Origin of the sequence: Paraburkholderia sp. BCC1876 (genome assembly GCF_902833695.1) — a bacterium.
GTDB lineage: Bacteria > Pseudomonadota > Gammaproteobacteria > Burkholderiales > Burkholderiaceae > Paraburkholderia.
The window spans coordinates 1,488,684-1,510,469 of sequence record NZ_CADFGI010000001.1; the positions used below are offsets into that span (position 1 = coordinate 1,488,684).

At 64.4% G+C, this 21,786-nt stretch carries 17 protein-coding genes; 13 read left to right on the forward strand and 4 right to left on the reverse strand.

Features of this window, described 5'->3' with window-relative positions:
• Nucleotides 1–57: 57 nt before the first annotated feature.
• Nucleotides 58–1,677 (reverse strand): amidase, encoded by a 1,620-nt coding sequence (locus HWY05_RS06340; protein WP_176057724.1) that lies wholly within the window; start codon nt 1,675–1,677, stop codon nt 58–60.
• A 203-nt stretch (nt 1,678–1,880) separates the two neighbouring features.
• Nucleotides 1,881–2,786 (reverse strand): LysR substrate-binding domain-containing protein, encoded by a 906-nt coding sequence (locus HWY05_RS06345; protein WP_035559677.1) that lies wholly within the window; start codon nt 2,784–2,786, stop codon nt 1,881–1,883.
• Nucleotides 2,787–2,902: 116 nt separating this feature from the next.
• On the opposite strand from HWY05_RS06345, the gene HWY05_RS06350 reads away from it, so the two are divergent.
• The 5 genes from HWY05_RS06350 to HWY05_RS06370 all read left to right on the forward strand — a co-directional run bounded on the left by HWY05_RS06350 (nt 2,903) and on the right by HWY05_RS06370 (nt 8,880).
• Nucleotides 2,903–3,781 carry an NmrA family NAD(P)-binding protein gene (locus HWY05_RS06350; RefSeq protein WP_176057725.1) on the forward strand — a complete coding sequence of 293 codons (879 nt, stop codon included), beginning with the start codon at nt 2,903–2,905 and terminating at the stop codon, nt 3,779–3,781.
• A 127-nt stretch (nt 3,782–3,908) separates the two neighbouring features.
• Nucleotides 3,909–4,460, forward strand: a complete 552-nt coding sequence (locus HWY05_RS06355) for a GNAT family N-acetyltransferase (protein WP_176057726.1) — start codon at nt 3,909–3,911, stop codon at nt 4,458–4,460.
• A 1,670-nt stretch (nt 4,461–6,130) separates the two neighbouring features.
• Complete coding sequence (locus tag HWY05_RS06360) at nt 6,131–7,639, forward strand: MFS transporter (protein WP_176057816.1); 1,509 nt, start codon at nt 6,131–6,133, stop codon at nt 7,637–7,639.
• 138 nt (nt 7,640–7,777) lie between these two features.
• Nucleotides 7,778–8,233 (forward strand): DUF2501 domain-containing protein, encoded by a 456-nt coding sequence (locus HWY05_RS06365; RefSeq protein ID WP_035559689.1) that lies wholly within the window; start codon nt 7,778–7,780, stop codon nt 8,231–8,233.
• Nucleotides 8,234–8,418: 185 nt separating this feature from the next.
• A complete protein-coding gene (locus HWY05_RS06370; protein WP_035559691.1) occupies nt 8,419–8,880 on the forward strand; it encodes an alanine-rich signal peptide protein in 462 nt (153 codons plus the stop codon).
• 138 nt (nt 8,881–9,018) lie between these two features.
• Here the strand turns inward: HWY05_RS06370 and gudD are convergent, their stop codons facing one another.
• Nucleotides 9,019–10,368, reverse strand: a complete 1,350-nt coding sequence (gudD, locus tag HWY05_RS06375; RefSeq protein WP_176057727.1) for a glucarate dehydratase — start codon at nt 10,366–10,368, stop codon at nt 9,019–9,021.
• A gap of 143 nt (nt 10,369–10,511) precedes the next feature.
• On the reverse strand, nt 10,512–11,843 hold the full coding sequence (locus HWY05_RS06380; RefSeq protein ID WP_176057728.1) for an MFS transporter: 1,332 nt from the start codon (nt 11,841–11,843) through the stop codon (nt 10,512–10,514).
• A gap of 403 nt (nt 11,844–12,246) precedes the next feature.
• Here HWY05_RS06380 and HWY05_RS06385 point away from each other — a divergent pair, with 403 nt between their 5' ends.
• The 8 genes from HWY05_RS06385 (at nt 12,247) to HWY05_RS06420 (ending at nt 21,616) form a co-directional block, all read left to right on the forward strand.
• Nucleotides 12,247–12,975: a FadR/GntR family transcriptional regulator gene (locus HWY05_RS06385; RefSeq protein WP_035563848.1), complete on the forward strand. Its 729-nt coding sequence runs from the start codon at nt 12,247–12,249 to the stop codon at nt 12,973–12,975.
• 414 nt (nt 12,976–13,389) lie between these two features.
• Nucleotides 13,390–14,244 carry a DUF3034 family protein gene (locus tag HWY05_RS06390; protein WP_244146509.1) on the forward strand — a complete coding sequence of 285 codons (855 nt, stop codon included), beginning with the start codon at nt 13,390–13,392 and terminating at the stop codon, nt 14,242–14,244.
• 40 nt (nt 14,245–14,284) lie between these two features.
• The gene (locus HWY05_RS06395) at nt 14,285–14,728 is read left to right on the forward strand and encodes a group 1 truncated hemoglobin (RefSeq protein ID WP_244146510.1); all 444 of its coding nucleotides are present in this window, start codon (nt 14,285–14,287) and stop codon (nt 14,726–14,728) included.
• Nucleotides 14,729–14,832: 104 nt separating this feature from the next.
• Nucleotides 14,833–15,453: a methylamine utilization protein gene (locus HWY05_RS06400; protein ID WP_244146511.1), complete on the forward strand. Its 621-nt coding sequence runs from the start codon at nt 14,833–14,835 to the stop codon at nt 15,451–15,453.
• A gap of 17 nt (nt 15,454–15,470) precedes the next feature.
• A complete protein-coding gene (locus HWY05_RS06405) occupies nt 15,471–17,846 on the forward strand; it encodes an EAL domain-containing protein (RefSeq protein ID WP_176057730.1) in 2,376 nt (791 codons plus the stop codon).
• Between the two features lie 140 nt (nt 17,847–17,986).
• Nucleotides 17,987–19,549 carry a diguanylate cyclase gene (locus HWY05_RS06410; protein WP_244146512.1) on the forward strand — a complete coding sequence of 521 codons (1,563 nt, stop codon included), beginning with the start codon at nt 17,987–17,989 and terminating at the stop codon, nt 19,547–19,549.
• Between the two features lie 205 nt (nt 19,550–19,754).
• The gene (locus tag HWY05_RS06415; protein WP_176057732.1) at nt 19,755–20,267 is read left to right on the forward strand and encodes a DUF2844 domain-containing protein; all 513 of its coding nucleotides are present in this window, start codon (nt 19,755–19,757) and stop codon (nt 20,265–20,267) included.
• Between the two features lie 29 nt (nt 20,268–20,296).
• A complete protein-coding gene (locus HWY05_RS06420) occupies nt 20,297–21,616 on the forward strand; it encodes a DUF3443 domain-containing protein (protein WP_035559707.1) in 1,320 nt (439 codons plus the stop codon).
• The last annotated feature ends 170 nt before the right edge of the window (nt 21,617–21,786 follow it).

The following is a 21,786-nucleotide window of genomic DNA, read 5'->3' on the forward strand; positions in this document are numbered from 1 at the left end:
CCGAACACCGGGAAGTGATCGAGGAATTGCCCGGCATCGCGTTGGCGCGAGCGCCGTTCAAGCGGCCGTTCGAGACTGGATCGGCAGCGGCATAGCCGTGTGTGCCGGATAGCTCGGCGGCCTGCGCCACTGGGTGGCCTGTTCGTACGCATAGCCGAGCGCCAGCAAACGCGCCTCGCTCCACGCGGGTCCGACGAACGACAAGCCGACCGGCAGCCCACGCACCTGGCCGGCCGGCACCGTGAGGTGCGGATAACCGGCCACGGCGGCCGGCGTCGAAAATCCGCCGCCACCGTCGCTGTCGCCGTTGATGAAGTCGGTCAGCCACGCGGTGCCGCCGGTCGGCGCGACGATCGCATCCAGCCCGTGCTGACGCAATACCCGATCGAGTCCTTCGTCGCGCGATTGCTTACGGCAAGCTGCCAGCGCGGTTCGATACGCGTCGCTGTCCAGGTCTCCGAGCGCCTGCGCCTGGTCGAACAGTTCCTGGCCGAAGTAAGGCATCTCGTCTCGGCGATGCGCGTTGTCGAAAGCGATCAGATCGGCCAGCGTATGAATCGGCGCGTGCGGCGCGAAGGTGTCGAGCCACAGCGGCAGATCGTGTTTGAATTCATGCAGCAGAACGGCCAGTTCTTCCTTGCCGTAGTCGACCTTCGGCAGATCGATCGGGTCGACGATTTCCGCGCCGAGCCGTTTCAACTGCGCGATGGCTAGGTCGATCTGCTGGTCGACTTCGTCGTGTCCCGTGAAAAACTCCCGCGCCACGCCGAGGCGCGCGCCTTTCAGCGCGTCTTTGCGCAAGGCCCGCAGATAATCGTCCGGCGCCGGAGCCGGCAGCGTTCGCGGATCGCGCGGATCGGGGCCACCCGCTAGTGCCGAAAGCAGCAGCGCCGCGTCGTGAACCGTGGCCGTGATCGGACCGGGCGTGTCCTGACTGTGCGAGATCGGGATGATGCCGTCACGACTCACGCGACCCACGGTCGGCTTCAGTCCGACCACGCCGCACATCGACGCGGGCGACACGATCGAGCCGTCGGTCTCGGTGCCGATCGCCATGGTCGTCATACCCGCCGCGACTGCTGCGGCCGACCCGGAACTCGAACCGCTGGTCGTGCGATCCAATCCGTAGGGATTGCGCGTCAGGCCACCGCGTCCGCTCCAGCCGCTAGTTGAACGGGTCGAGCGAATGTTCGCCCATTCGCTCAAATTTGTTTTACCGACAATCACCAGGCCCGCCTCGCGCAAGCGGCGCACGAGCTCGGCGTCGCGCGTCGCGCGAATGCCGTCGAGCGCGAGCGAACCCGCGGTGGTCGCCATGCGGTCGCCGGTCGCGATGTTGTCCTTGATGACGATCGGCATGCCGTGCAGCGGTCCGCGCGACTTGCCCGCACGGCGTTCGCGATCCAGCGCGGCGGCAATCCGCAATGCGTCGGGATTCAGTTCGATGATGCTGCGCAGACGTGGACCACGGCGGTCGAGCGCGTCGATGCGGCTGAGCGCGAGGCGCGTGGCCTGGGTGGCTTGGGTGGCGTTAGTCGCGCTGGCGGTGTTGGCGGTGTTGGCGACGTCGCCCGATACCGGTGCGAGCGGAGCCGGGTCCGCCGCGTGCGCGCCGTTGGTCGAAAGTAGCCCGGAGGCGAGAAAACCGAATGACTTGATGAATCCGCGTCGTTGCATGGAGAGATTGGAGTCGGCGTTTGTTTTACGTTTTAGGGCGAATCACACTTGGGTAAAGAGTCAAGCGGCTCGAAGCGGCGGCCAGAAGCTGCGGCTCGAAACTCGCGAGCGTATCTTGCCAAAATTCATTGCAACGCAGGCCCCCTAAGACTCGTATGTTTGTGCCTGATAAATCGCAAGTTCGATGTTGAATGCACGTCGCGTCACTCGGGTTTTCGCTCCCGGCCCGGCAAGTCCTGCAGCAGGTTCATGAACGCCCGCACCTTGGCGCTCAGCAGACGCCGCGAATGATAGAGCGCCCAGATCTCGACCGGCGGGCCGTCATCGATTCCCCAGCAGACGAGCCGCCCTGACAGCACGTCGGGCTCCACCAGCAGGCGCGGCAGAAGCGCCACGCCCACGCCGTTCAGCACCGCGTCGCGCACCATCAATAGCGACGACAGCCGCAGCACCGGCGTGGGCGCAAACGTCCGTACCTCGCCGCCCTCGCCCCGCACCCGCCAGAGCGCGATGCGCGCCGCCGCGGCCGACATGACGGCGGGCACCGGCAAGGGCTCGGCATCGGCTTCCGCATCGCTCGTGGATACCGACGGAATCGACACCGTAGGGGCCGCGACCATCCACCGTTGATCGCCAAGAATACGGCGTCCCACCAGTTGTTCGTCGCTCGGCGGATTGATGCGGATCACGAGGTCGTAACCATCCTCGACCGGATCGACGATGCGGTCTTCCGCCACCACCTCGAGTTCGACCTGCGGATAGGCCAGCGCGAAACGCGTTGCGATCGGGCCCAGCGCCACATGCGCGAACACCATCGGCGCGCTGATGCGCAAACGCCCGCGCGGCACCGGCGCGCGCGACGCGACGTTTTCGCCCGCCTCCTGAATCTCCGTCATCAGCCCGCGCGTGCGCTCATGCAGCACGAGCCCTTCCTCGGTGAGCCGCAACGTGCGCGAGCCGCGCTCGATCAGGCGCACGCCGAGTTGTTCCTCCAGTTCCGCCACGCGCCGCGACAGCGTGGCCTTGGGGCGGTCGAGCGCCCGGCTGGCCGGCCCGAATCCGCCATGCAGCGCCACCGCGTTGAAATCGGCCAGCGAGGTCAAATCCATGATCGTTCCAGATATGAGACGAGGTGTCTGTATTTTTGCACTTTCGGCTATCAGATGGAACGACTATTGTTCATCTCACGGGCTGATCGCAGCCCATCCAACCCAAGGAGCACATCATGGCAATCCTCGTTACCGGCAGCACGGGCGTTATCGGCAAGCAGGTTCTCGCGCATCTGAACGGCGGCGGCGTCGAAGTCCGCGCGCTGACCCGTTCGCCGGAAAAAGCGCAATTCCCCGCGGGCGTCAGCGCGGTTCAAGGCGACCTGTCCGACGTGGACGGCTTGCGGCGCGCGATGCAAGGCGTCAGCACGCTGTTCCTGCTGGCGCCGAATGCGCCGGACGAATTGACGCAAGCGCTGCAGGCGCTCAGCGTGGCGCGCGAAGCCGGCGTGAAAGGCGTGGTGTATCTGTCGGTGTTCAAGGGCGCGGAGTATGTGGACGTGCCGCACTTCACCGGCAAGCACACGGTCGAGCGGATGATCGAACACCTCGATATCCCGGCGACGGTGCTGCGCCCCGCGTACTTCATCCAGAACGACGTGCGTCAGAAGGAGCCGTTGCTCACGCACGGCGTGTACGGCATGCCGATCGGCGCGAAAGGTATTTCGATGGTCGACGTGCGCGATATCGGCGAAGCGGCCGCGCTGGAATTGTTGCGCCGGGAGCGGGCGGCGAACCGTCTGCCGCGCGAGACGTATGAACTCGTCGGCCCGGATGTGATCGACGCGGAGACCGTGACGTCGATCTGGGCCGACGCGTTAGGACGTAGCGTGCGTTACGGCGGCGACGATCTCGATGTGCTCGAACAACGTCTGAAGGCAGCGGCGCCGGCCTGGCTCGCTTACGACATGCGACTGATGATGAGCCGCTATCAGCAGGACGGCGCGGCCGCGTCGAAGGCGGAGGTCGAACGGCTCGCGGCTTTGCTGGGGCGTCAGCCGAGGTCGTATCGGGATTTCGCGGTCGAGACGGCGGCGGCGTGGGCGAGGGGTTAAGCATCAATCGGAGAAGCGGCGCCTTGCGATAACGCGAGTGAGATGAATCGACGGCGAGCACTAAAAAACGCGTCTCGCCTCGGCTACTATCTGTGCTCGCCGCAAAGGCTCCTCCTCTTTATTCCCTATGCCATTTACCGAGCGCATTACGCTAACCACACCGCGTCTCATTCTGCGGGCACCTCGTCTCGACGACGCCGACGCATTGTTCGCCATCTGGTCGGACGAGCAGGCCATGCGCTATTTCTCGTTTCCCGCGATGACCCGCATCGAAGAGGCTACGGAACGCATGGCGCGGTTGGTGAAGGCGTCCGCCGAAGGCAAGGATTTCATTCGCATGGTTGAGCTGCAAGCGACCGGAGAAGTACTCGGCACTTGCGATCTTTTCCACGTCGAAGCGCAATGCCGTCGCGCGGAGATCGGTTTCAGTCTCAAGCGTCGGCATTGGGGAAGCGGCTTCATGAGCGAGGCTGCATCGGCGGTGATCGAGCATGCGTTCGGCGCGTTGAATTTGCGGCGGCTCGAAGCGGATATCGATCCTCGCAATACCGCCTCGGCGAGTTTGCTCGAACGCCTCGGCTTTGTCCGCGAAGGCCTGTTGCGCGAACGCTGGATTGTGGGCGATGAAGTGTCGGACAGCGCGCTTTATGGATTGCTCGAGGGCGATCGCCGGAGTTGAAGCGGGTGATAGCTCTCCCGCGCGAGATAAACCCGCGCGACAGAATCCGCAGCTGAGCTACTTTCCGCCTCTGTTGGCGCTTCCGCCACGACCCGGCGAGCCCGAGCCGGTTGCGCCACCTCCGCGGCCGCCGCCGGACGTGCCGCCGCCGCGGCCACCGGAACCACCGCCGGCACTGCCGCCGCCGCGCCCACCAAAACTACCGCCCGAACTGCCACCACCGCGGCTACCGTAACCGCCACCGGAAGTGCCACCGCCGCGGCCACCAGAACCACCGCCGGCACTGCCACCACCGCGGCCACCGGAATCGCTCTTCCTTTCCTTGCTTTCAGCCGGCTTCGAGGTTGTGGCCGGTGTGGGCGGGAGCAAAGGGCCGACGGAGCTCGAACTGCTCGGTGCGGCCGCTCCCAACAGCGACTCGTGGCCACTGAGCGCGGCATTTTCCAGGCGAAAACCGGCATTGCGTTGCGATCGAGGTGAAACCGGTTCAACCTGACGGACTTCGAGCGTTCCGGCCGCTCCGGCCTTCAAATGGCGGTTCTCGCGCACGAACAACTCCGCGTCGCTCGAGTATCCAACGCCGGCCCCCTCTGGAGCATGCTCTGGCGGCAACGACATCAGCCCGCGGTTGTGCGCTAACTTACGTTTTTGATCAAAGGCGCCGGTCCGAGGGTTGAAGTCATAACTGACCACTTTGTTGTTGACCACATCGGTTGCGTGCAGACCGCCACCTGGTCCCGGTTCCTGGGTAATGTGAGGATACCGGGCCACGGTGCCGTCGTCGTTTTGCCTGTGAAATACGGTCGGTCGACCCGGTGTCTCGCCTCGACTCACAAACGTAGATCCGCCCGCGGACAGCACCGGGAGCGATGGACCCGGCGCACTCGCCGTCGCTTCCCCGGTCGTCGGCTTCGGAGCACTCGACGAGGTGCTCGCTGAAGGAGCGGCAATACTTTCGGTCGGTGCGGGTCTGGGGCTGTGCGGCACGACGGATGACAACGCGGCGGGGCTAGCCGGCGTTGCCGAAGTCGGCAAGGGGGCGGCGTTGATGGCACGCCGAGCTGAAGTGGGCGATGTGCTGGCAACAGGCGGAGCCGTACCGGCGCCCGCCTGCGCCGAGGTAATCGGCGGCGTAGGAACAGGAGGTAGCCATGCGGAACCCGACGGCTTGGGCGCATCACCGCCCTTTTTGCCGCCGCCACCGCCACCGCTACTGCCGCCACCGCCGTCGCCCTTGCGGCTCCCGCCCCCGCCCGTACCAAACATAAATCACTCCCCGTTTTAGTGACCCGCCTGATCTTTCAGGTTGCGCGATATTGTCCATTCGAGGACCGTGCAGGTATGTGCTCAAGCGTGATGTTTGCCGCCTGCCGGCCCTTTTCATCTGAAGAATAATACGCGTTATCAGAAGCCTGGTCAGAGCATCTGCCGCCGGCCCCGAGGCGACAGGAACGCTAAATTTTTAACCCCGCTGTCCGCGCGAATAGTTTCATGTAAGGGATAACCCGTATAATCACGCATCCAGAGGTCAGACATCTAGAGGACGTACATCCTCGAACCTCTGCCATGACGGGCGTCCCGCCACGCCGCGTCGACCTGACAAGCTCCTTTCTCCCCGATCCGTGAATCCGACCGCCGCTGCCCTGCCCTTCCGAAACGCCCTGTTCGCGATGCTCGGCATCGGCCTCGTCAACATGCTGGTCGCGCTCGACCAGACCGTCGTCAGCACCGCGTTGCCGTCCATCGTCGCCGAGCTGCACGGCTTCGAGTACTACGCGTGGATCGCGAGCGCGTATTTGCTGGCGTCGGTGGTGACGGTGCCGGTGTTTGGGCGGCTCGGCGACTACTTCGGCCGCAAGCGCTTCGTGATCGCGGCGGTCATCACGTTCACGGTGGCGTCCGTGCTGTGCGGCGTCGCGAACGACATGCTGTTCCTCGTGCTCGCGCGCGGTCTGCAAGGTATCGGCGGCGGGATGATGGTCGGCACGGCGTTCGCGTCGATCCCGGATCTGTTCCCCGATCCGCGGGCGCGGGTTCGCTGGCAAGTGGTGATGGCCGCCGCGTACGGCATCGGCACCGCGGCGGGACCGTCGCTCGGCGGCTGGATGAGCGAACACTGGGGCTGGCGTTCCACCTTCCTGATCAACCTGCCGGTGGGCGCAGCAGCGCTCTATTTCATCTGGGCGCATCTGCCGAACCTTCAGCGTCCGCACGAAGGCGAAGTGAAGATCGACTGGCTCGGCGCGGCGCTGGTCGCCGCGGTGCTCGGCGGTCTGCAGGCCTTGATCGAAGCCGTGCCGAAACACGGCCTCACGGCCGGCAATCTGGTGCTAGCCGTCTGCGTGATCGCCGGCGCGATTGCCTTGCTGGTGTGCGAAAAACGCGCCACACATCCCATCATTCCGCTCGACCTGTTCAAGGACGCACAACTCGTCACGCTGTTCACGCTCGGCATGCTGTCGGGCTTCGTGATGTTCTCGCTGATCTTCTTCGCGCCGCTGCTGCTGCAAGGCGGCTTCGGGTTGTCGCCGCAACAGGCTGGCCTGCTCGCCACGCCGATCGCCGCGTGTATCGCCCTCGGCAGTGTGCTGAACACGCGGATCGTGATTCACATGAAGAAGCCCACACGGATTCTGTCGATCGGCTTTGCGCTGCTGCTGTTCGCGTCGATCGGGCTGGCCTTCGCCAATCCGGATACGCCCTACCTATGGATCGAACTGCCGATGGCGGCGGTCGGTATCGGCCTCGGCTTCATCCTCAATAATCTGAATGTGTTCGGCCAGGAGATTGCCGGACGCGAGCGCTTCGGCATTACGACCGCGCTGCTGCAATCCACCCGGATGGTGGGCGGCATGCTCGGCACGAGTATCGTCGCGACTGTCGTGCAGCATCACTACCGCGACGTCGTTACGCGCACGCTCAGCGTGCTCGGCGAGCCGGCCGCGTCGCAATGGCAGTCGCGTTTCGTCGATCTGCGCATTCTGATCGACGACGCTTCGCGCCTGAAACTGATCGCGGATATGAAGCCGTCAGGGCTCAATACGCTCGCGCTGATCGACACCGCGCGCGATGCTCTGGTGCAGTCGATTCATATCGGCGTCTGGCTCACGGCCGTCGCGGCGCTGGCGGCCGCGTTGCTGGTGCAACGCATTTCGCATGTGGTGTTCCGCAGGAGCTGATCTGCATCGCGGCGCGAGGCGCGGCACGATTGCTGCTGACGCTGGCAGCACGTGTCGGGTGTCGCCAAGGTTTAACAATAGGGCTCTCGAAACGCACCTATAGTAGAAGCTCTTTCAAATCTTCAGAGGGAGCCCACGATGAAAGCACGCACGTATCGGGCCGCAACCGCAGGGATTCTGTTCGCCGCGTTGCTGCCACTTTCGGCGGCCAACGCGCAACTCGGCAATCTACTTCAGCAGGGCAACTCGGGCGGATCGTCCGGCGGTGCACTCGGCAGCCTCGGCGGCCTGGGCGGCGCGCTATCGGGACAATCCGTGACCTCCGGCAGCACCGGCAACGTCGCCGGCGTGCTGCAGTTCTGTATCAAGAACAACTATCTCAGCGGCGACGGCGCTTCGTCGGTGAAGGACTCGCTGATGAGCAAACTGCCGGGCGGCTCGTCCACCTCGGACAGCGGCTATACCCAGGGCGCCAAAGGCATCCTCAGTAGCGGCAGCGGCCAGCAGGTGGATCTGAGCGGCGGCGGCCTGAAGGAACAGGTCACCAAACAGGTGTGCGACAAGATTCTCGCCCAGGGGAAATCCCTGCTTTGAGCCGGTCGCGAACCGTGTCGCGGGCTCGCGTTGCCCGCCTGGCTTGCCTGCGCGGGCAGCGAGCTGGTCTCACGGCTCAATTGTCAAATACCCTCATGAGGCTGAACGGCGGTCAACGTAATCGGTACGGCTAACGTTTCTGGAGAACGCACGTAACCTTCGTGCTTATCCTGGGGAGCTACGAAATGAATAAGCCGTTCCTGATTCTCGCGCTGAGCGCCGCCTTCGCATCCTCCGCCGCGTTCGCGCAAGCCAGCGCGCCGATGGCGGCGTCCGCCATGTCATCGGGCGCTGTGAGCGCCGTCTGTAAAGACGGAACCTCGTACTCGGGCGCCACGATGAAGGGCGCCTGCCGGGGTCACGGCGGCGTCGACAAGAAAGCGGCTTCCAAGATGAGCGCCCCGGCAGCGGCAGCGGCACCCGCCGCCTCGTCACCCGCGGCAGCACCGAAGCCGATGGCCGCGATGTCGTCCAGCGCGCCGGCAGCGGGCGGCGGCCCCGGCAAGGTATGGGTCAATACGAGCACCAAGGTGTACCACTGCTCCGGCGACAAGTACTACGGTAAGACGAAGCAAGGCTCGTACATGTCCGAAGCCGATGCCAAGACGAAGGGCTATCACGCGGATCACGGCAAGGCTTGCCAGTAATCGCTGGCAGACTAAGCAACGCGAAACGCGAGCACCACGGAAAACGCCGCCGGTTTTTGACCGGCGGCGTTTTTCATTGCGGCGACATCGAGCGCGGCGACCAGGGCCGCACCGACTGCGGCGGCCCGGCTTTCCCGATCAGCGCACGAGGCACGGGCGCTTGTTGTCGAACTTCCAGTTCGGAATCAGATACTGCATCGCGACGCCGTCGTCGCGCGCGCCGAGACCATGCTGCTGATACAGCGCGTGCGCCTTCTCGAGTTCATCCATATCCAGCTCGACGCCCAGACCCGGCGTCTGCGGCACCTTGACCTTACCGCCGACGATCCGCAGCGGATCGCGCGTCAGACGCTGCCCGTCCTGCCAGATCCAGTGCGTGTCGATCGCGGTGATCTTGCCGGGCGCCGCGGCCGCCACCTGCGTGAACATGGCCAGCGAAATATCGAAGTGGTTGTTCGAATGCGAGCCCCACGTGAGGCCCCATTCGTTGCACATCTGCGCGACGCGCACCGAACCCTGCATGGTCCAGAAGTGCGGATCGGCCAGCGGAATATCCACGGACTGCAACTGGATCGCGTGGCCCATTTGACGCCAGTCGGTGGCGATCATGTTGGTCGCCGTCGGCAGGCCGGTCGCACGTCGGAACTCGGCCATCACCTCGCGGCCCGAGTAGCCGTTTTCCGCGCCGCACGGATCTTCGGCGTAAGCCAGCACGTCGTGCTGATCGCGGCACAGGCGCACCGCTTCCGCCAGCGACCACGCGCCGTTCGGATCGAGCGTCACGCGGGCGTTCGGAAAGCGTTCGGCGAGCGCCGTGACCGCTTCGATTTCAGCGTCGCCGGACAGCACGCCGCCCTTCAGCTTGAAGTCGTTGAAACCGTAACGCGCCTGCGCGGCCTCGGCGAGCCGCACCACGGCCTCGGGGGTCATCGCCTGTTCGGTGCGTACGCGCTCCCAGTCGTCGTGTCCGTCGGCGCCGCTTGCATACGGCAGATCGGTTTGATTGCGGTCGCCGATATAGAACAGATAGCCGAGCATTTCCACTTCGTCGCGTTGCTGGCCTTCGCCGAGCAGCGCCGCGACCGGCACGCCGAGATGCTGGCCGAGCAGATCGAGCAACGCGGCCTCGAGCGCGGTGACCGCGTGAATGGTGGTGCGCAGATCGAAGGTTTGCAGGCCGCGTCCACCCGCGTCGCGGTCGGCGAATTGCGTGCGCGCCTTGTTCAGGATCGCTTGCAAATTGCCGATCGACTGGCCGACCACGAACGGCCGCGCGTCGTCGATGGTCTTGCGGATGCTCTCGCCGCCCGGCACTTCGCCGACGCCCATATGCCCCGCGCTATCACGCAGAATCACGATGTTGCGCGTGAAGAACGGGCCATGCGCGCCGCTCAGATTCATCAACATGCTGTCGCGTCCGGCGACGGGCACGACGCGCAGTTCGGTGACGGTCGGCGTCGCGTTCGATTGAGTGGATTGCGTGGACATGATGTTGAGCCTGGTAAGTGAGTGAGTGAGTGAGCCGGCGAGTGAACAGCGTAGCGCGCTATAGCGCTCGCGTTCGACACGGCCGGCGGACGGCAAGAAGAAGTGGCATGACCCATGACGAACACCGCTAACGATCAGTGTAATCAGTGCGCGTTGCGGTGCACCGGCTCCGGCAGCGCGTCGCGATTCACGCGCCGGTCGCGTGTCAGAAAACCGGCCGCCGCCGCAATCAGCGACGCCACGCCGAGGCCATACAGGCCACCGGTAATCGAACCGGTGTGCTGCTGCAGATAGCCGAACGTGGCCGGCGCGAAGAAGCCGCCGAGGTTGCCGACCGAGTTGATCAACGCGATCACCGCGGCCGCCACGCGGGCATCCAGATAGCCTTGCGGAATCGGCCAGAACAGCGAAGCCGCCGCCTTGAAGCCGATCGCCGAAAAACAGATCGCCACGAACGACAACACCGGATTGCCCGACGTCGACGCGAACAGCCCGCACGCCGCGATCACCAGCGCCACCGCGAGCCACGCCTGCTGGAAGCGCCATTTCGACGACAGCACCGCGAAGCAGTACATCGCGACCATGGCGATCAGCCACGGAATCGCGTTGAGCATGCCGACCTGGAAATCGGTGAGGCCGCCCATCTTGCGGATGATAGTCGGCAGCCAGAAGGTCGCGGCGTAGATGGTCAATTGAATCGCGAAGTACAGGAAGCAGAACAGCAGGATCTGCGGGTCCTTCAGCAGTTTCATGGCGGGCAGATGCGCGCCGCCGTGCGCCTCGCGCTCGGCCTGCTCCTTCGCGATCGAGGTTTCGAGCACCGTGCGTTCTTCGGCGGTGAGCCACGACGCGTCACGAATGCGCGACTTCAGCAGCATCCAGCTCACGCCGCATAGCACGATCGAGAAACCGCCTTCGACGAGGAACATCCACTGCCAGCCGTGCAGACCGAAGCCGCGAATGGACAGCAGGCTGCCGGTGATCGGGCCGGACAGCACCGAGGCGAGCGCCGAGCCGGCCAGAAAAACCGCCACCGCTTTGCCGCGATCTTTCTGCGGCAGCCACTGGGTGAAGTAAAACACCACGCCGGGGAAGAAGCCCGCCTCGGCGACGCCGAGCAGAAAGCGCAGCACATAGAACGACGTGTCGTTCCAGACGAACGCCATGGCCGCCGCGACCAGCCCCCACGTGCCCATGATGCGGGTCAGCCACGCGCGCGCCCCGTACTTCTGCATCAGCACGTTCGACGGCACTTCGAACAGCGCATAACCGATGAAGAACAAACCGCTGCCCAGACCATACGCCGCCGCGCCGATGCCCAGGTCCGTCTGCATGTGCGAATTGACGAAGCCGATGTTCACGCGGTCGATGTAGTTCGCGATGAACATGATCAGGAACAGCGGCAATACGTGCCGCTTGACTTTGGAGACCGCGGATTCGAGCGGATCGGCGGCCGGGGCAAGAGCAGAGGTCAAGGTTGTCTCCAGTATCGGCCACTTGGGTGGCCTGATCGAACACAACGCGGCGCATTCGGGCAGAGAAGCAGAGGTGCGGGAAACGCGTGATACGTTGTCTGACGACAGTCTACATGGAGAGGTCGAGTGATTCCAATTCGGTGTTTACCCTTTCCCGATGAAATCGCCGTCACACATGGATTTCATACAGATTGACCACGACTGACCGTGCTGCGTTTTGCATCAAACCAAGACGTCTGATGACAATAATATGATGTATCTCCACCGGGTGGCAGATTAAGATCTCAGTCGCGGGATCGTCCGTGCCGCCGAGCGGCGCTATGATGGCCGGGCCGTCCCGTTGTACGACCTCTCGCGCACGCAACGTGCGCATTTTCAGCCGATTAGCCGACAAGCCACAGAAATGAGCAGCCTAACTGAGAAGGTGGTGGCCACCCTTTCCGACGAAATCCGCCGCGGCGCGTTGCGGCCGGGCGACCGCATTCCCACCGAAGTCGCGATGATGAAGCAGCTCTCCGTGAGCCGCTCCGTGGTGCGCGAGGCGATCTCGCGCCTGCAGGCGGCCAGGGTGGTCGAGACACGGCACGGCATCGGCACCTTCGTGCTCGCGCCCGCGTCGGAAGAACCGCTGCAATTGCCCGCCGCCGATCTCTCCAGCATGCTGGACGTGATGGCGATCATCGAATTCCGGATCGACGTCGAAGCCGCGTCGGCCGCGCTCGCCGCCGCGCGGCGCACGGACCAGCATCTGAAGCAGATGCGCGCCGCGCTGACGCGCTTCGAGTCGGAACTCGAACGCGGCAGCACCGACACCGTCGCGCACGACATCGAGTTTCATTTGCAGATCGCGCGGGCGAGCGGCAACCGTTACTTCTTCGACGTGCTCAGCCAGTTGGGCCGTTCGGTGAGTCCGCGTACGCGACTCGGCACCGCCGAGATCGCGGAGCTGGACCATATCGAGCATCTGCGCAACGTACTGGCCGAGCACCAGATGATCCATCGCGCGATCGAACGCCAGGACGCGGACGACGCGCGCGCCGCCATGCGCATGCATCTGAGCAACAGTCGCGAACGGTTGCGTCGCGCGCATGCCGCGAGTCAGACGGACGGTCAGGTGGCAAGTCGAGGCTGACGCGCATGAAGCGCGCTCGATCTACCGGCAAGGCGCCCTCGCCGATCTAAACATGGATCGAACAGGCACGATTAACCGCCATTCGTCGCTCGCTTAAAAACTCAAGAACGCGCCCGCGCCGCCGTTAATAGACGGTGGGGTGGCCACACGGCAGTCCGCCAATCCCCACCTGTTTCCCCATTCAACGGCGCCCGACTACTTCCTCGACTACGACGCATCTCGTCGCTTGAGGTAGAGGTCGCGGCCAGGCACGCGCGGCGCAAGTCTCCCGATCGCGCCACGCCGCTCCGATTCACGGCACGTCTCTGGAGTTGTCAGATTGTGAAGTTGCGAATTCCTGGGCATCGGCATGTCCTGCGGACAGGGCTGCTCTGCGCCTCTCTCGCTGCCGTACCGTTGGCCGCGCAGGCCGAAGTGCAGTCTCCGGCACAGACTCAAGCCCCAGCTTCAGCGCAGTCCGAAGCGCCCGCTACGGGCGGCAAACTGCTGCTCACCGGCGGCGTATCCGAAGTCGAAGGATCAGCGGGCGGCGGGCTCACGCCCTGGGCTGTCATCGGCGGTTATGGCACCGGCGACCAGCTCGGCGGCAACGCCCACTTCACGTATCTGCGGACGCAGGACTTCGCGCTGTCCACGTACGGCGTCGCGGCGGGCTTGGCGAACCGGCTCGAGTTGTCGATCGCGCGCCAGACGTTCGATACGCGCAATGTCGGCCCTCAGTTGGGATTGCCCGCCGGGTTCAAATTCAATCAGGACATTTTCGGCGTGAAGGTGCGCGTGGCCGGCGACGCCGTGCTCGACCAGGATAGCTGGCTGCCGCAGATCGCCGCCGGCATCCAGTTCAAGCACAACGAGCAGGGCGACATCGTCAAGGCCGTGGGCGCCACCAGCAATTCCGGCACTGATTTCTATGTGTCCGCAACTAAGTTGCTGCTCGCCCAAAGTCTGCTGCTGAACGCGACGCTGCGCATGACCAAGGCGAACCAGTTCGGCCTGCTTGGCTTCGGCGGAGATCGGTCGGATCGGTATCACCCGGAGATCGAAGCGTCGGCGGCGTACCTGCTGTCGAAAAACCTGACGGCCGGCGCCGAATACCGCACCAAGCCCAACAACCTGAACTTCGCGCGCGAACAGAATGCGTATGACGCGTTCGTCGCCTGGGCGCCCACCAAACACCTGTCGCTCACCGCGGCTTACGTGGAGTTGGGCGACATCGCAACGGTCAGAAACCAGCACGGCGTCTACCTGTCCGCCCAGGTGGGTTTCTGACGCGCCCCCTCTACCACGACTCATGTCACCCAACGACGTCATGAACCTTGTCCGCCGTACCTCGACTGCCGTGCTTGTGGCCGGCGCACTCGTCGCGTTCCTCGGCAGTTCGCCCGCGCGCGCCGACGACTCGCTTTACGAGGTCTTCGGCGAGAAAGCCGGCCTCGTCAAGATCACCGACGACTTCGTCGCCGACCTGCTGGCCGATCCGCGCACGAGCCCGTACTTCGACGGCGTGTCGATCAAGCGTCTGAAGGAAAAGCTGGTCGAACAATTCTGCGTGCTGACGGGCGGGCCGTGCGAATACACCGGCCGCACCATGAAGCGCAGTCACGAAGGGTTGAATATCAATCGCGCCGCCTTCAATGCGCTGGTCGAAGACCTGCAAAAGGCGATGGACAAGAACGATGTGCCGTTCCGCTCGCAGAACAAACTGCTGGCGAAACTGGCGCCCATGTATCGCGACATTGAAGAGCGCAACTAAACGCCGTCGAACGCGCGGCGCGACGGCGTGCAACGCCGCGGCCGGCACTGAACAACCGGCCACGCGTAGCGGCCGCCGACGCATGAACTGACGGGGATCACACAGTGACAAGAAGCAAATGGTTAAGCGTGGCGCTCACCGGCTGTTTGACCGCGCTGCTCGCTGTCCCGGCCCAAGCCGTGAGCCTGCAGGTTCAGGTGGTGGACCAGTCCGGCCAACCCGCCGCCGACACGGTGATCTACGCCATGCCGATGAGTACCAAGTTACCGGCGCGCCCACCGGCCGACGCGATCATCGACCAGGTGCGCCGGCAATTCGTGCCGCTCGTTTCTGTCGTTCAGACGGGCGCTTCGATCAGCTTTCCGAACAAAGACAATATCGAGCACGACGTCTACTCGTTTTCCCCCGCGAAGAAATTCGAGCTCAAGCTGTACCACGGCATCCCGGCTCATCCCGTGGTGTTCGACAAACCGGGGCTGGTCGTGATGGGCTGCAACATCCACGACATGATGATTGCCTATCTGCTGATCGTCGATACGCCCTACTTCGCCAAAACGGACGCGCAAGGACACGCGTCGATCGCGGGTCTGCCCGCGGACAACTACCAGGTCACCGCCTGGAGCTATCGCGCAGTCGATCAGGACGCGCGCCCGGCGCAAAAATTGAATCTCGGCGCCGACGCTTCAGCGAAGTTCGTGCTGCAACTCAAGCCGGACACAATGTAGGTCACCAGGGAGTCGGTATGCGTATCCACAGTCTGCGCTCTCGCATCGCGCTAGTGTTCGTGCTGCTGATGCTCGCCGTTCAGGCGGCGGTCTTCGTCGTCATCAGCACGGTGATCGCGTCCAATGCGCACCGCAATGTCGAAGATCAGTTATCGGTCGGCGAGCGCGTGTTTCAGGAAGTGCTGCACTCGAATGCCGGCAAACTGACCCAGGCCGCCAGCGTCGTCGCGGCCGATTTCGGGTTCCGCGCGGCGGTCGCCTCGCACGACCAGACCACGGTCACGTCCGCGCTGCAGAATCACGGCGACCGCATCAACGCCGATGTCGTCATGCTGGTCGGACTCGACGGCAAACTGATCGCGGACAGCCGCGGCCCCACGCATGCCGGCGAACCCTTCGCGTTTCCCGGTCTGATCCGCAAAGCCGAACACAGCGGCGACGCTTCGACGATCGGCGTCATCAACGGCCGCCCGTATCAGCTCGTCGCGGTGCCCGTCAAGGCGCCGCTCGTGATCGCCTGGGTGACGATGGGTTTCGCGATCGACGACGCCCTCGCACGCGAAACCCGCGGGCTTACGTCGCTCGACGTCTCCTTCCTCGGCAAGCCCGACGGCAAACACTGGACGGTTCTCGCGACGTCGCTGGAACACACCGCGCGCGAGCCGTTGCAAGCCTCGATCGCCGCCGCGCCCGCCGATCCCCGCGCCAGCCCGTTCGATCTGATCGACGATTACGGCACGCGCGTGGTGCTGCTCGCCTCCGACGGCGAACCCGTGGTGGCGATCCTGCAGCGCTCGTTGAAAGAAGCGATGGCGCCGTATCATCGTTTGCAGACGACGCTGTTCATCCTCACGCTGATCGGCGTCGCGGTATCCATTGGCGGCAGCGTGTTCACCGCCCGCAGCGTCACGCGGCCGATCGGCGCCTTGACACGGTTTAGCCAACGCATCGGTCAGGGCGACTACAGCGAGCCGATCGAGGTCAGCCACCGCGACGAAATCGGCGAACTTGCCGCCGCGTTCAACCAGATGCGGGACGGCATTGCCGAGCGAGAAACGCGCATCATGGACCTCGCCTATCAGGACCGCCTGACCGGCCTGCCGAATCGCGCGCTGTTCAACGACCGCCTGCAGCAGGCGATCGTGGTCGCGCTGCGTCTCGGTCATCCGCTCAGCGCGATGATGATGGACCTGGACCGCTTCAAGTACGTGAACGACACGCTCGGCCATCACATCGGCGACTTGCTGCTCGACGAAGTCGGCAAGCGTCTGCGCGCGAATCTGCTGCGTGCCTCGGATACGGTCGCGCGGCTGGGCGGCGACGAATTCGCCATTCTGCTGCCGACCGACAATGTCGACGCGGCAAAAATCGTGGCGGCACGCTTGTTGAAAGCGCTCGAAACGCCGATCGTCGTCGAGGGCCAGGTGGTGGATGTGGGCGCCAGCATCGGCATCGTGAGCTGCCCGGAAAACGGCCGGGACATGCACACGCTGCTGCGCCGCGCGGATGTCGCGATGTACACCGCCAAGCGCGCCAACACGGGCTTTGCGATCTACGACGAACGCGACGATCAGCACAGCGCCGAGCGCCTGTCGTTAATGAGCGAGTTGCGTCACGCGGTCGAACACGACGAGCTCACGCTGCACTATCAGCCGAAAGTCGACCTCGCCACCCGGGCGGTCAAGTACGTCGAAGCGCTGGTGCGCTGGGAGCATCCGACCCGGGGGTTCATCGCGCCCGACCAGTTCATTCCGTTTGCCGAGCAAACCGGCTACATCAAATCGATCTCGCGCTGGGTCGCGGAAAAAGCGATCCGTCAATGCGCGCAATGGCATGCGCTCGGACTGGATCTGAAGGTCTCGATCAACGTGTCGGCACGCGATCTGATGCACGCCGAACTGCCGGAAACGCTCGACGCGTTGCTGCGCAAATACGAGGTCGACCCGGGCTCGCTGTGGATCGAGATCACGGAAAGCGCCATCATGGACGACCCGAATCACGCAATCGCGACGCTCGACCAGCTGCACCGGCTCGGCATCCGTTTATCCATCGACGATTTCGGCACCGGCTACTCGTCGCTGTCCTATCTGAAGCGGATGCCGGTCCATGAACTCAAGATCGACCGCTCGTTCGTGATGGGCATGGCCGACGACAAGGACGACGAGACGATCGTCCGCTCGACCATTAATCTCGGCCACAACATGGGGCTCAAGGTCGTGGCGGAAGGGGTGGAAGATGCCGCCACGCTCGAGCATCTGAAGACCCTGCGTTGCGATCTGGCCCAGGGCTATCACGTGAGCCGGCCGCTTCCGCCGGACAAGCTGGAGAGCTGGCTGGTCACGTGGCATGACCAGTCCGAGGCGCAATTGCGCGAGGCCGACGCGCCGGTCTAATCGCGCGGATGAAGCGCCCAACCGGGCGCCTGCCGCGATTGACCCCTCAACGGATTCAATGCTTCAATCCTAGCGCCGGGAAGCGACGACGAACGTCGTTTCCAACGCCGGATCGACCGGCACCCTCGGGAGTCACGCACGTGTCGACAGGACAGGTTGTCACCTCGCGGTACAGGTTGGCGCGGCGGCTCGTCGGGATACGCGTCTGCATTCTGCGCGCGATCGGCCGGCATCCTTTTCTGGCGGGCCTCTCCGGCATGCTTACCGCCACCGTGGTGGCGGGCCTCACCTTCCTCGCGCTCTACAACAGCCGCGAGGAAGAACTCCGCCACGCGGTCGAGAGCTCGCGCAACCTCGTCACGATCATCAGCCGCGATCTGGCGCGCAACTTTCGGCTGTACGACACCTCCCTGCTCGGGGTTGCAAAAGACGCGGGCCAGGCGGAAACGTGGCGCCTCGCGCCCGACCTCAGGCAACGCGTACTGTTCGATCGCACGCTGGGTTCGCCGCTGGCCGGCGACGCCTACGTGCTGGACGCGCAAGGCCGCGTGAAAGCCTCGATGAGCGGCAACACGTATCCGGGCCTGTCGTTCGCGCATCGGGATTACTTCACGGTTCAGCAGAACACGCCGCACGCGGGTCTCTACCTGTCGAATCCGTATGCGTCGCAAGTGCGCGGCGGTGCGGTGGCCGTCGCGCTGTCACGACGTGTCGATGCGCCCAACGGCGCCTTCGACGGCATTGCGATGGCCAGCGTGCGGATCGAGTACTTCGAGCATCTGCTCGACAACATCTCACTCGGTCCCAACGGCGCCGGCTTTATCGTGCTGAACAACGGCACGCTGCTCGCAAGCCGGCCCGCGGCACGCCTCGGCATCGGCTCGAACTATGCGAAGACCGCGAACTTCGCCGGCATTGCCGGCCACGAGATCGGCAGCTTCGTGTCGGACGGCTCGCTGGACGGCGTCTCGCGGCTTTACACCTATGCGCATGTGCCGGACACGCCGATCATCGTCGGCATTGCGCCGGCTGTGGACGACGTGCTGGCGGGCTGGCGCCGCCGCAATCTGCTGGCGGGCGCGATGACGGTACTGTTCGGCGCCGCCTACGTGGTGGTGGTGTGGCTGTTCGCCTTCGCACTGCGCGACAAGGTGCGCGCCGAGGCCGCGCTGCAGCGCGTCGCCGCCACCGACGCACTGACCGGACTCAGCAACCGCCGCGCGTTCGACCACCGGCTCGCGCAGGAATGGCGGCGCGCGCAGCGCGAGCAGACGCCGCTAGCGCTGCTCTTTATCGACATCGATCATTTCAAGCGCTTCAACGACACCTACGGACACGCGACCGGCGACGAAGTGTTGACCGTGGTCGCCGAACGTATCGTGTCGGGCACACGACGCGCGCTGGATCTCGCCGCGCGCTACGGCGGCGAGGAATTCGCCGTGGTGCTGCCCAACACGTCGCTCGACGGCGCGCTCAAGGTCGCCGAAAAAATCCGCAAACGGGTCGAGTCGGCAGGACTCGCGCACAAAGATACGCCGGGCGGGCACGTAACGATCAGCGTCGGCTGCGCAGCGTGCCAGCCGCCTGAAGGCGGCAGCGCGGCCGCATTGCTGGCGGCAGCGGATGCCCAGTTGTATGCGGCGAAAGCGGCCGGACGCAACCGCGTGATGGCGCGCGCGATTACCGCGCAACTGGCCGTCTGAACGCGCTACATCGATTCACCCTTCACTTCGCATCAATTAGTCCAGCCTGGTTTACTCGCGCGACCAAGCTTTCAATTTCAAACAGAAGCGGATTCGCTTCTCAATTCGTTGGATTTAAAAAGGCGACCGCACGCTAAGCTTCGTTTCGCGCGAGCGCGAGGGCAAGCTCGCGCGTATTTTCCAAAAACTTCCACAAAATCAAAAAATGATAACCAGTAAATTTGGAATCGCCGTGGTGGCGGCGGCGTCGTTCGTTACCGTCGCGCCTGCTTACGCGGCGCTGGGTAGCGCGCCGACGTATCCGGTGACGGCCAGCAGCACCGGCGCGGGCGCGGCCAGTCCGGGCGGCGCCGCGGTGGCGCGCTTCGCGGCGAGCGCAAGCGCCAATGCGGCGACGCCGGCTTATACCGTCAGTCAGACGACGCTGCCGTCCGGCACGGTGGTCAGCGAGTACATCACGGCGGGGAACACCGTATTCGCGTTGAGCTGGCAAGGTCCGACCATGCCGCCGCTGAAGACGCTGCTCGCGACTTACTTCCCGACTTACGTCCAGGCACTCACCGACGCGCACAACACCCAAGGCGGCGGCTACGGCACCGCCGTCGTGCGTCAGACGGGGCTGGTCGTGGAGACGGGTGGGCACATGGGCTCCTTCGTGGGTCGTGCCTATTTGCCGCAAGCGCTGCCGCAAGGCCTGAGCGCTGACGACATCAAGTAAATCAACAGAAATCAAACGAGAGAATACAAGTGCGCAAAATCGCATGGATTATTGCCGCGGCGCTCGGCCTGAGTCTGGCCGCCTGCGGTGGGGGTGGTGGCAGCAGCGGCAGCTCGACGGCCAATTCGTCGACCTCGGGTAGCAGTTCGAACACGCCTTCGAGCGGCACGACGAACGGCATCACGAGCCCGCCGTTGACCAGCTCGACGCCCAACGTACTCGCGGCCGACGCGTCCGCCGTGCCGACCGCGGTCGGTCCCGGCAACACGATGGCGGTGACGGTCACCGGCACAGGCATTCACAACCAGCCGATGGTGAGCATCAAGCTCTGCAAGCCGGGGACGAACGCCACCGCCAACTGCGTGACGATTCCGAACGTGCTGGTCGACACGGGTTCGTACGGGCTGCGCCTCGTGCGTTCCGTGATTCCGGACGCGACCTTCAACACGTTCGGCACTGAAACGGCCAATAGCCTGCCGCTCGCCGAGTGCGCCTTGTTCGGCAGCGGTTATACGTGGGGCACGGTGCATACCGCCGACCTCGCGCTGTCGGGCGAAGTTGCCTCGACGCTGCCGATCCAGGTGATCGGCGACCCGGCGCTGACGACGGCCGCGCCGTCCGAATGCCAGGTGGGCCGCCTGATGGCGACCGCCGCCGATGTGGGCGCGAACGGCATTCTCGGCATCGGCGTGAGTCCGACGGACTGCGGTTCGGCGTGCGCCGTCGCGCCACTGTTGACGCACTACTACACCAACGCGGGCACGGCCACCACGGTGCCGCTCAGCGGCCAGGTCGCCAATCCGGTTTCGTATTTCGTGCAGGACAACAACGGCGTGATTCTCGAGATGGCACAGGTGTCCGATAGCGGCAGCGCGTCGGCCCAGGGCACGCTTGTGTTCGGTATCGACACGCAGGCCAACAACACGTTGGCCGGCACGAGCGCAACGTTGATCAGGACGGATATCAACAGCAACTTCACGTCGACCTATAACGGCACGACGCAGACCAGCACGTTCTTCGATTCCGGTTCGACGGTGATGTTCTTCCCGGATACGACGATCGCTCGCGACCCGGCGAGCAGCTACTACGTGCCGACCGCGACGGTGGGCCGCACGGCGACGCTGAGCTCGACCAGTCCGGCTAGCGCGACGCTGGGCTTCAACATCGCCAACGGGTTGACGTTGAGCGCGTCGGGAAACAACGCGTTCAACAACCTCGGCATCTATATGCCCGGTCAGTTCGACTTCGGTTTGCCGTTCTTTTACGGCCGGCATGTGTTCTACGGCATCGCGGGACACTCGTCGACGGGTGGCGGCCTCGGACCGTATGTCGCGTACGTGTCGAGTTGAGCGGCATGACGTTTGGCCCGCAACGCTTGCGAGACTGAATACATCGCAGCACTGAAATAAACCCGGCCGCGCGCCGGGTTTATTCTTTAGGGCGCCGTATCGGGTCGAACTGATCGATCCCGATGCTCAAGTTATTCATCTTCGTGCCGATAGGGTTGATGGGGCGCCAG

Coding starts and splice junctions, on each gene's coding strand:
- HWY05_RS06340 (WP_176057724.1), bottom strand. CDS start 1,677: ATGCAACGACGCGGATTCATCAAGTCATTCGGTTTTCTCGCCTCCGGG.
- HWY05_RS06345 (WP_035559677.1), bottom strand. CDS start 2,786: ATGGATTTGACCTCGCTGGCCGATTTCAACGCGGTGGCGCTGCATGGC.
- HWY05_RS06350 (WP_176057725.1), top strand. CDS start 2,903: ATGGCAATCCTCGTTACCGGCAGCACGGGCGTTATCGGCAAGCAGGTT.
- HWY05_RS06355 (WP_176057726.1), top strand. CDS start 3,909: ATGCCATTTACCGAGCGCATTACGCTAACCACACCGCGTCTCATTCTG.
- HWY05_RS06360 (WP_176057816.1), top strand. CDS start 6,131: ATGCTCGGCATCGGCCTCGTCAACATGCTGGTCGCGCTCGACCAGACC.
- HWY05_RS06365 (WP_035559689.1), top strand. CDS start 7,778: ATGAAAGCACGCACGTATCGGGCCGCAACCGCAGGGATTCTGTTCGCC.
- HWY05_RS06370 (WP_035559691.1), top strand. CDS start 8,419: ATGAATAAGCCGTTCCTGATTCTCGCGCTGAGCGCCGCCTTCGCATCC.
- gudD (WP_176057727.1), bottom strand. CDS start 10,368: ATGTCCACGCAATCCACTCAATCGAACGCGACGCCGACCGTCACCGAA.
- HWY05_RS06385 (WP_035563848.1), top strand. CDS start 12,247: ATGAGCAGCCTAACTGAGAAGGTGGTGGCCACCCTTTCCGACGAAATC.
- HWY05_RS06395 (WP_244146510.1), top strand. CDS start 14,285: ATGAACCTTGTCCGCCGTACCTCGACTGCCGTGCTTGTGGCCGGCGCA.
- HWY05_RS06405 (WP_176057730.1), top strand. CDS start 15,471: ATGCGTATCCACAGTCTGCGCTCTCGCATCGCGCTAGTGTTCGTGCTG.
- HWY05_RS06415 (WP_176057732.1), top strand. CDS start 19,755: ATGATAACCAGTAAATTTGGAATCGCCGTGGTGGCGGCGGCGTCGTTC.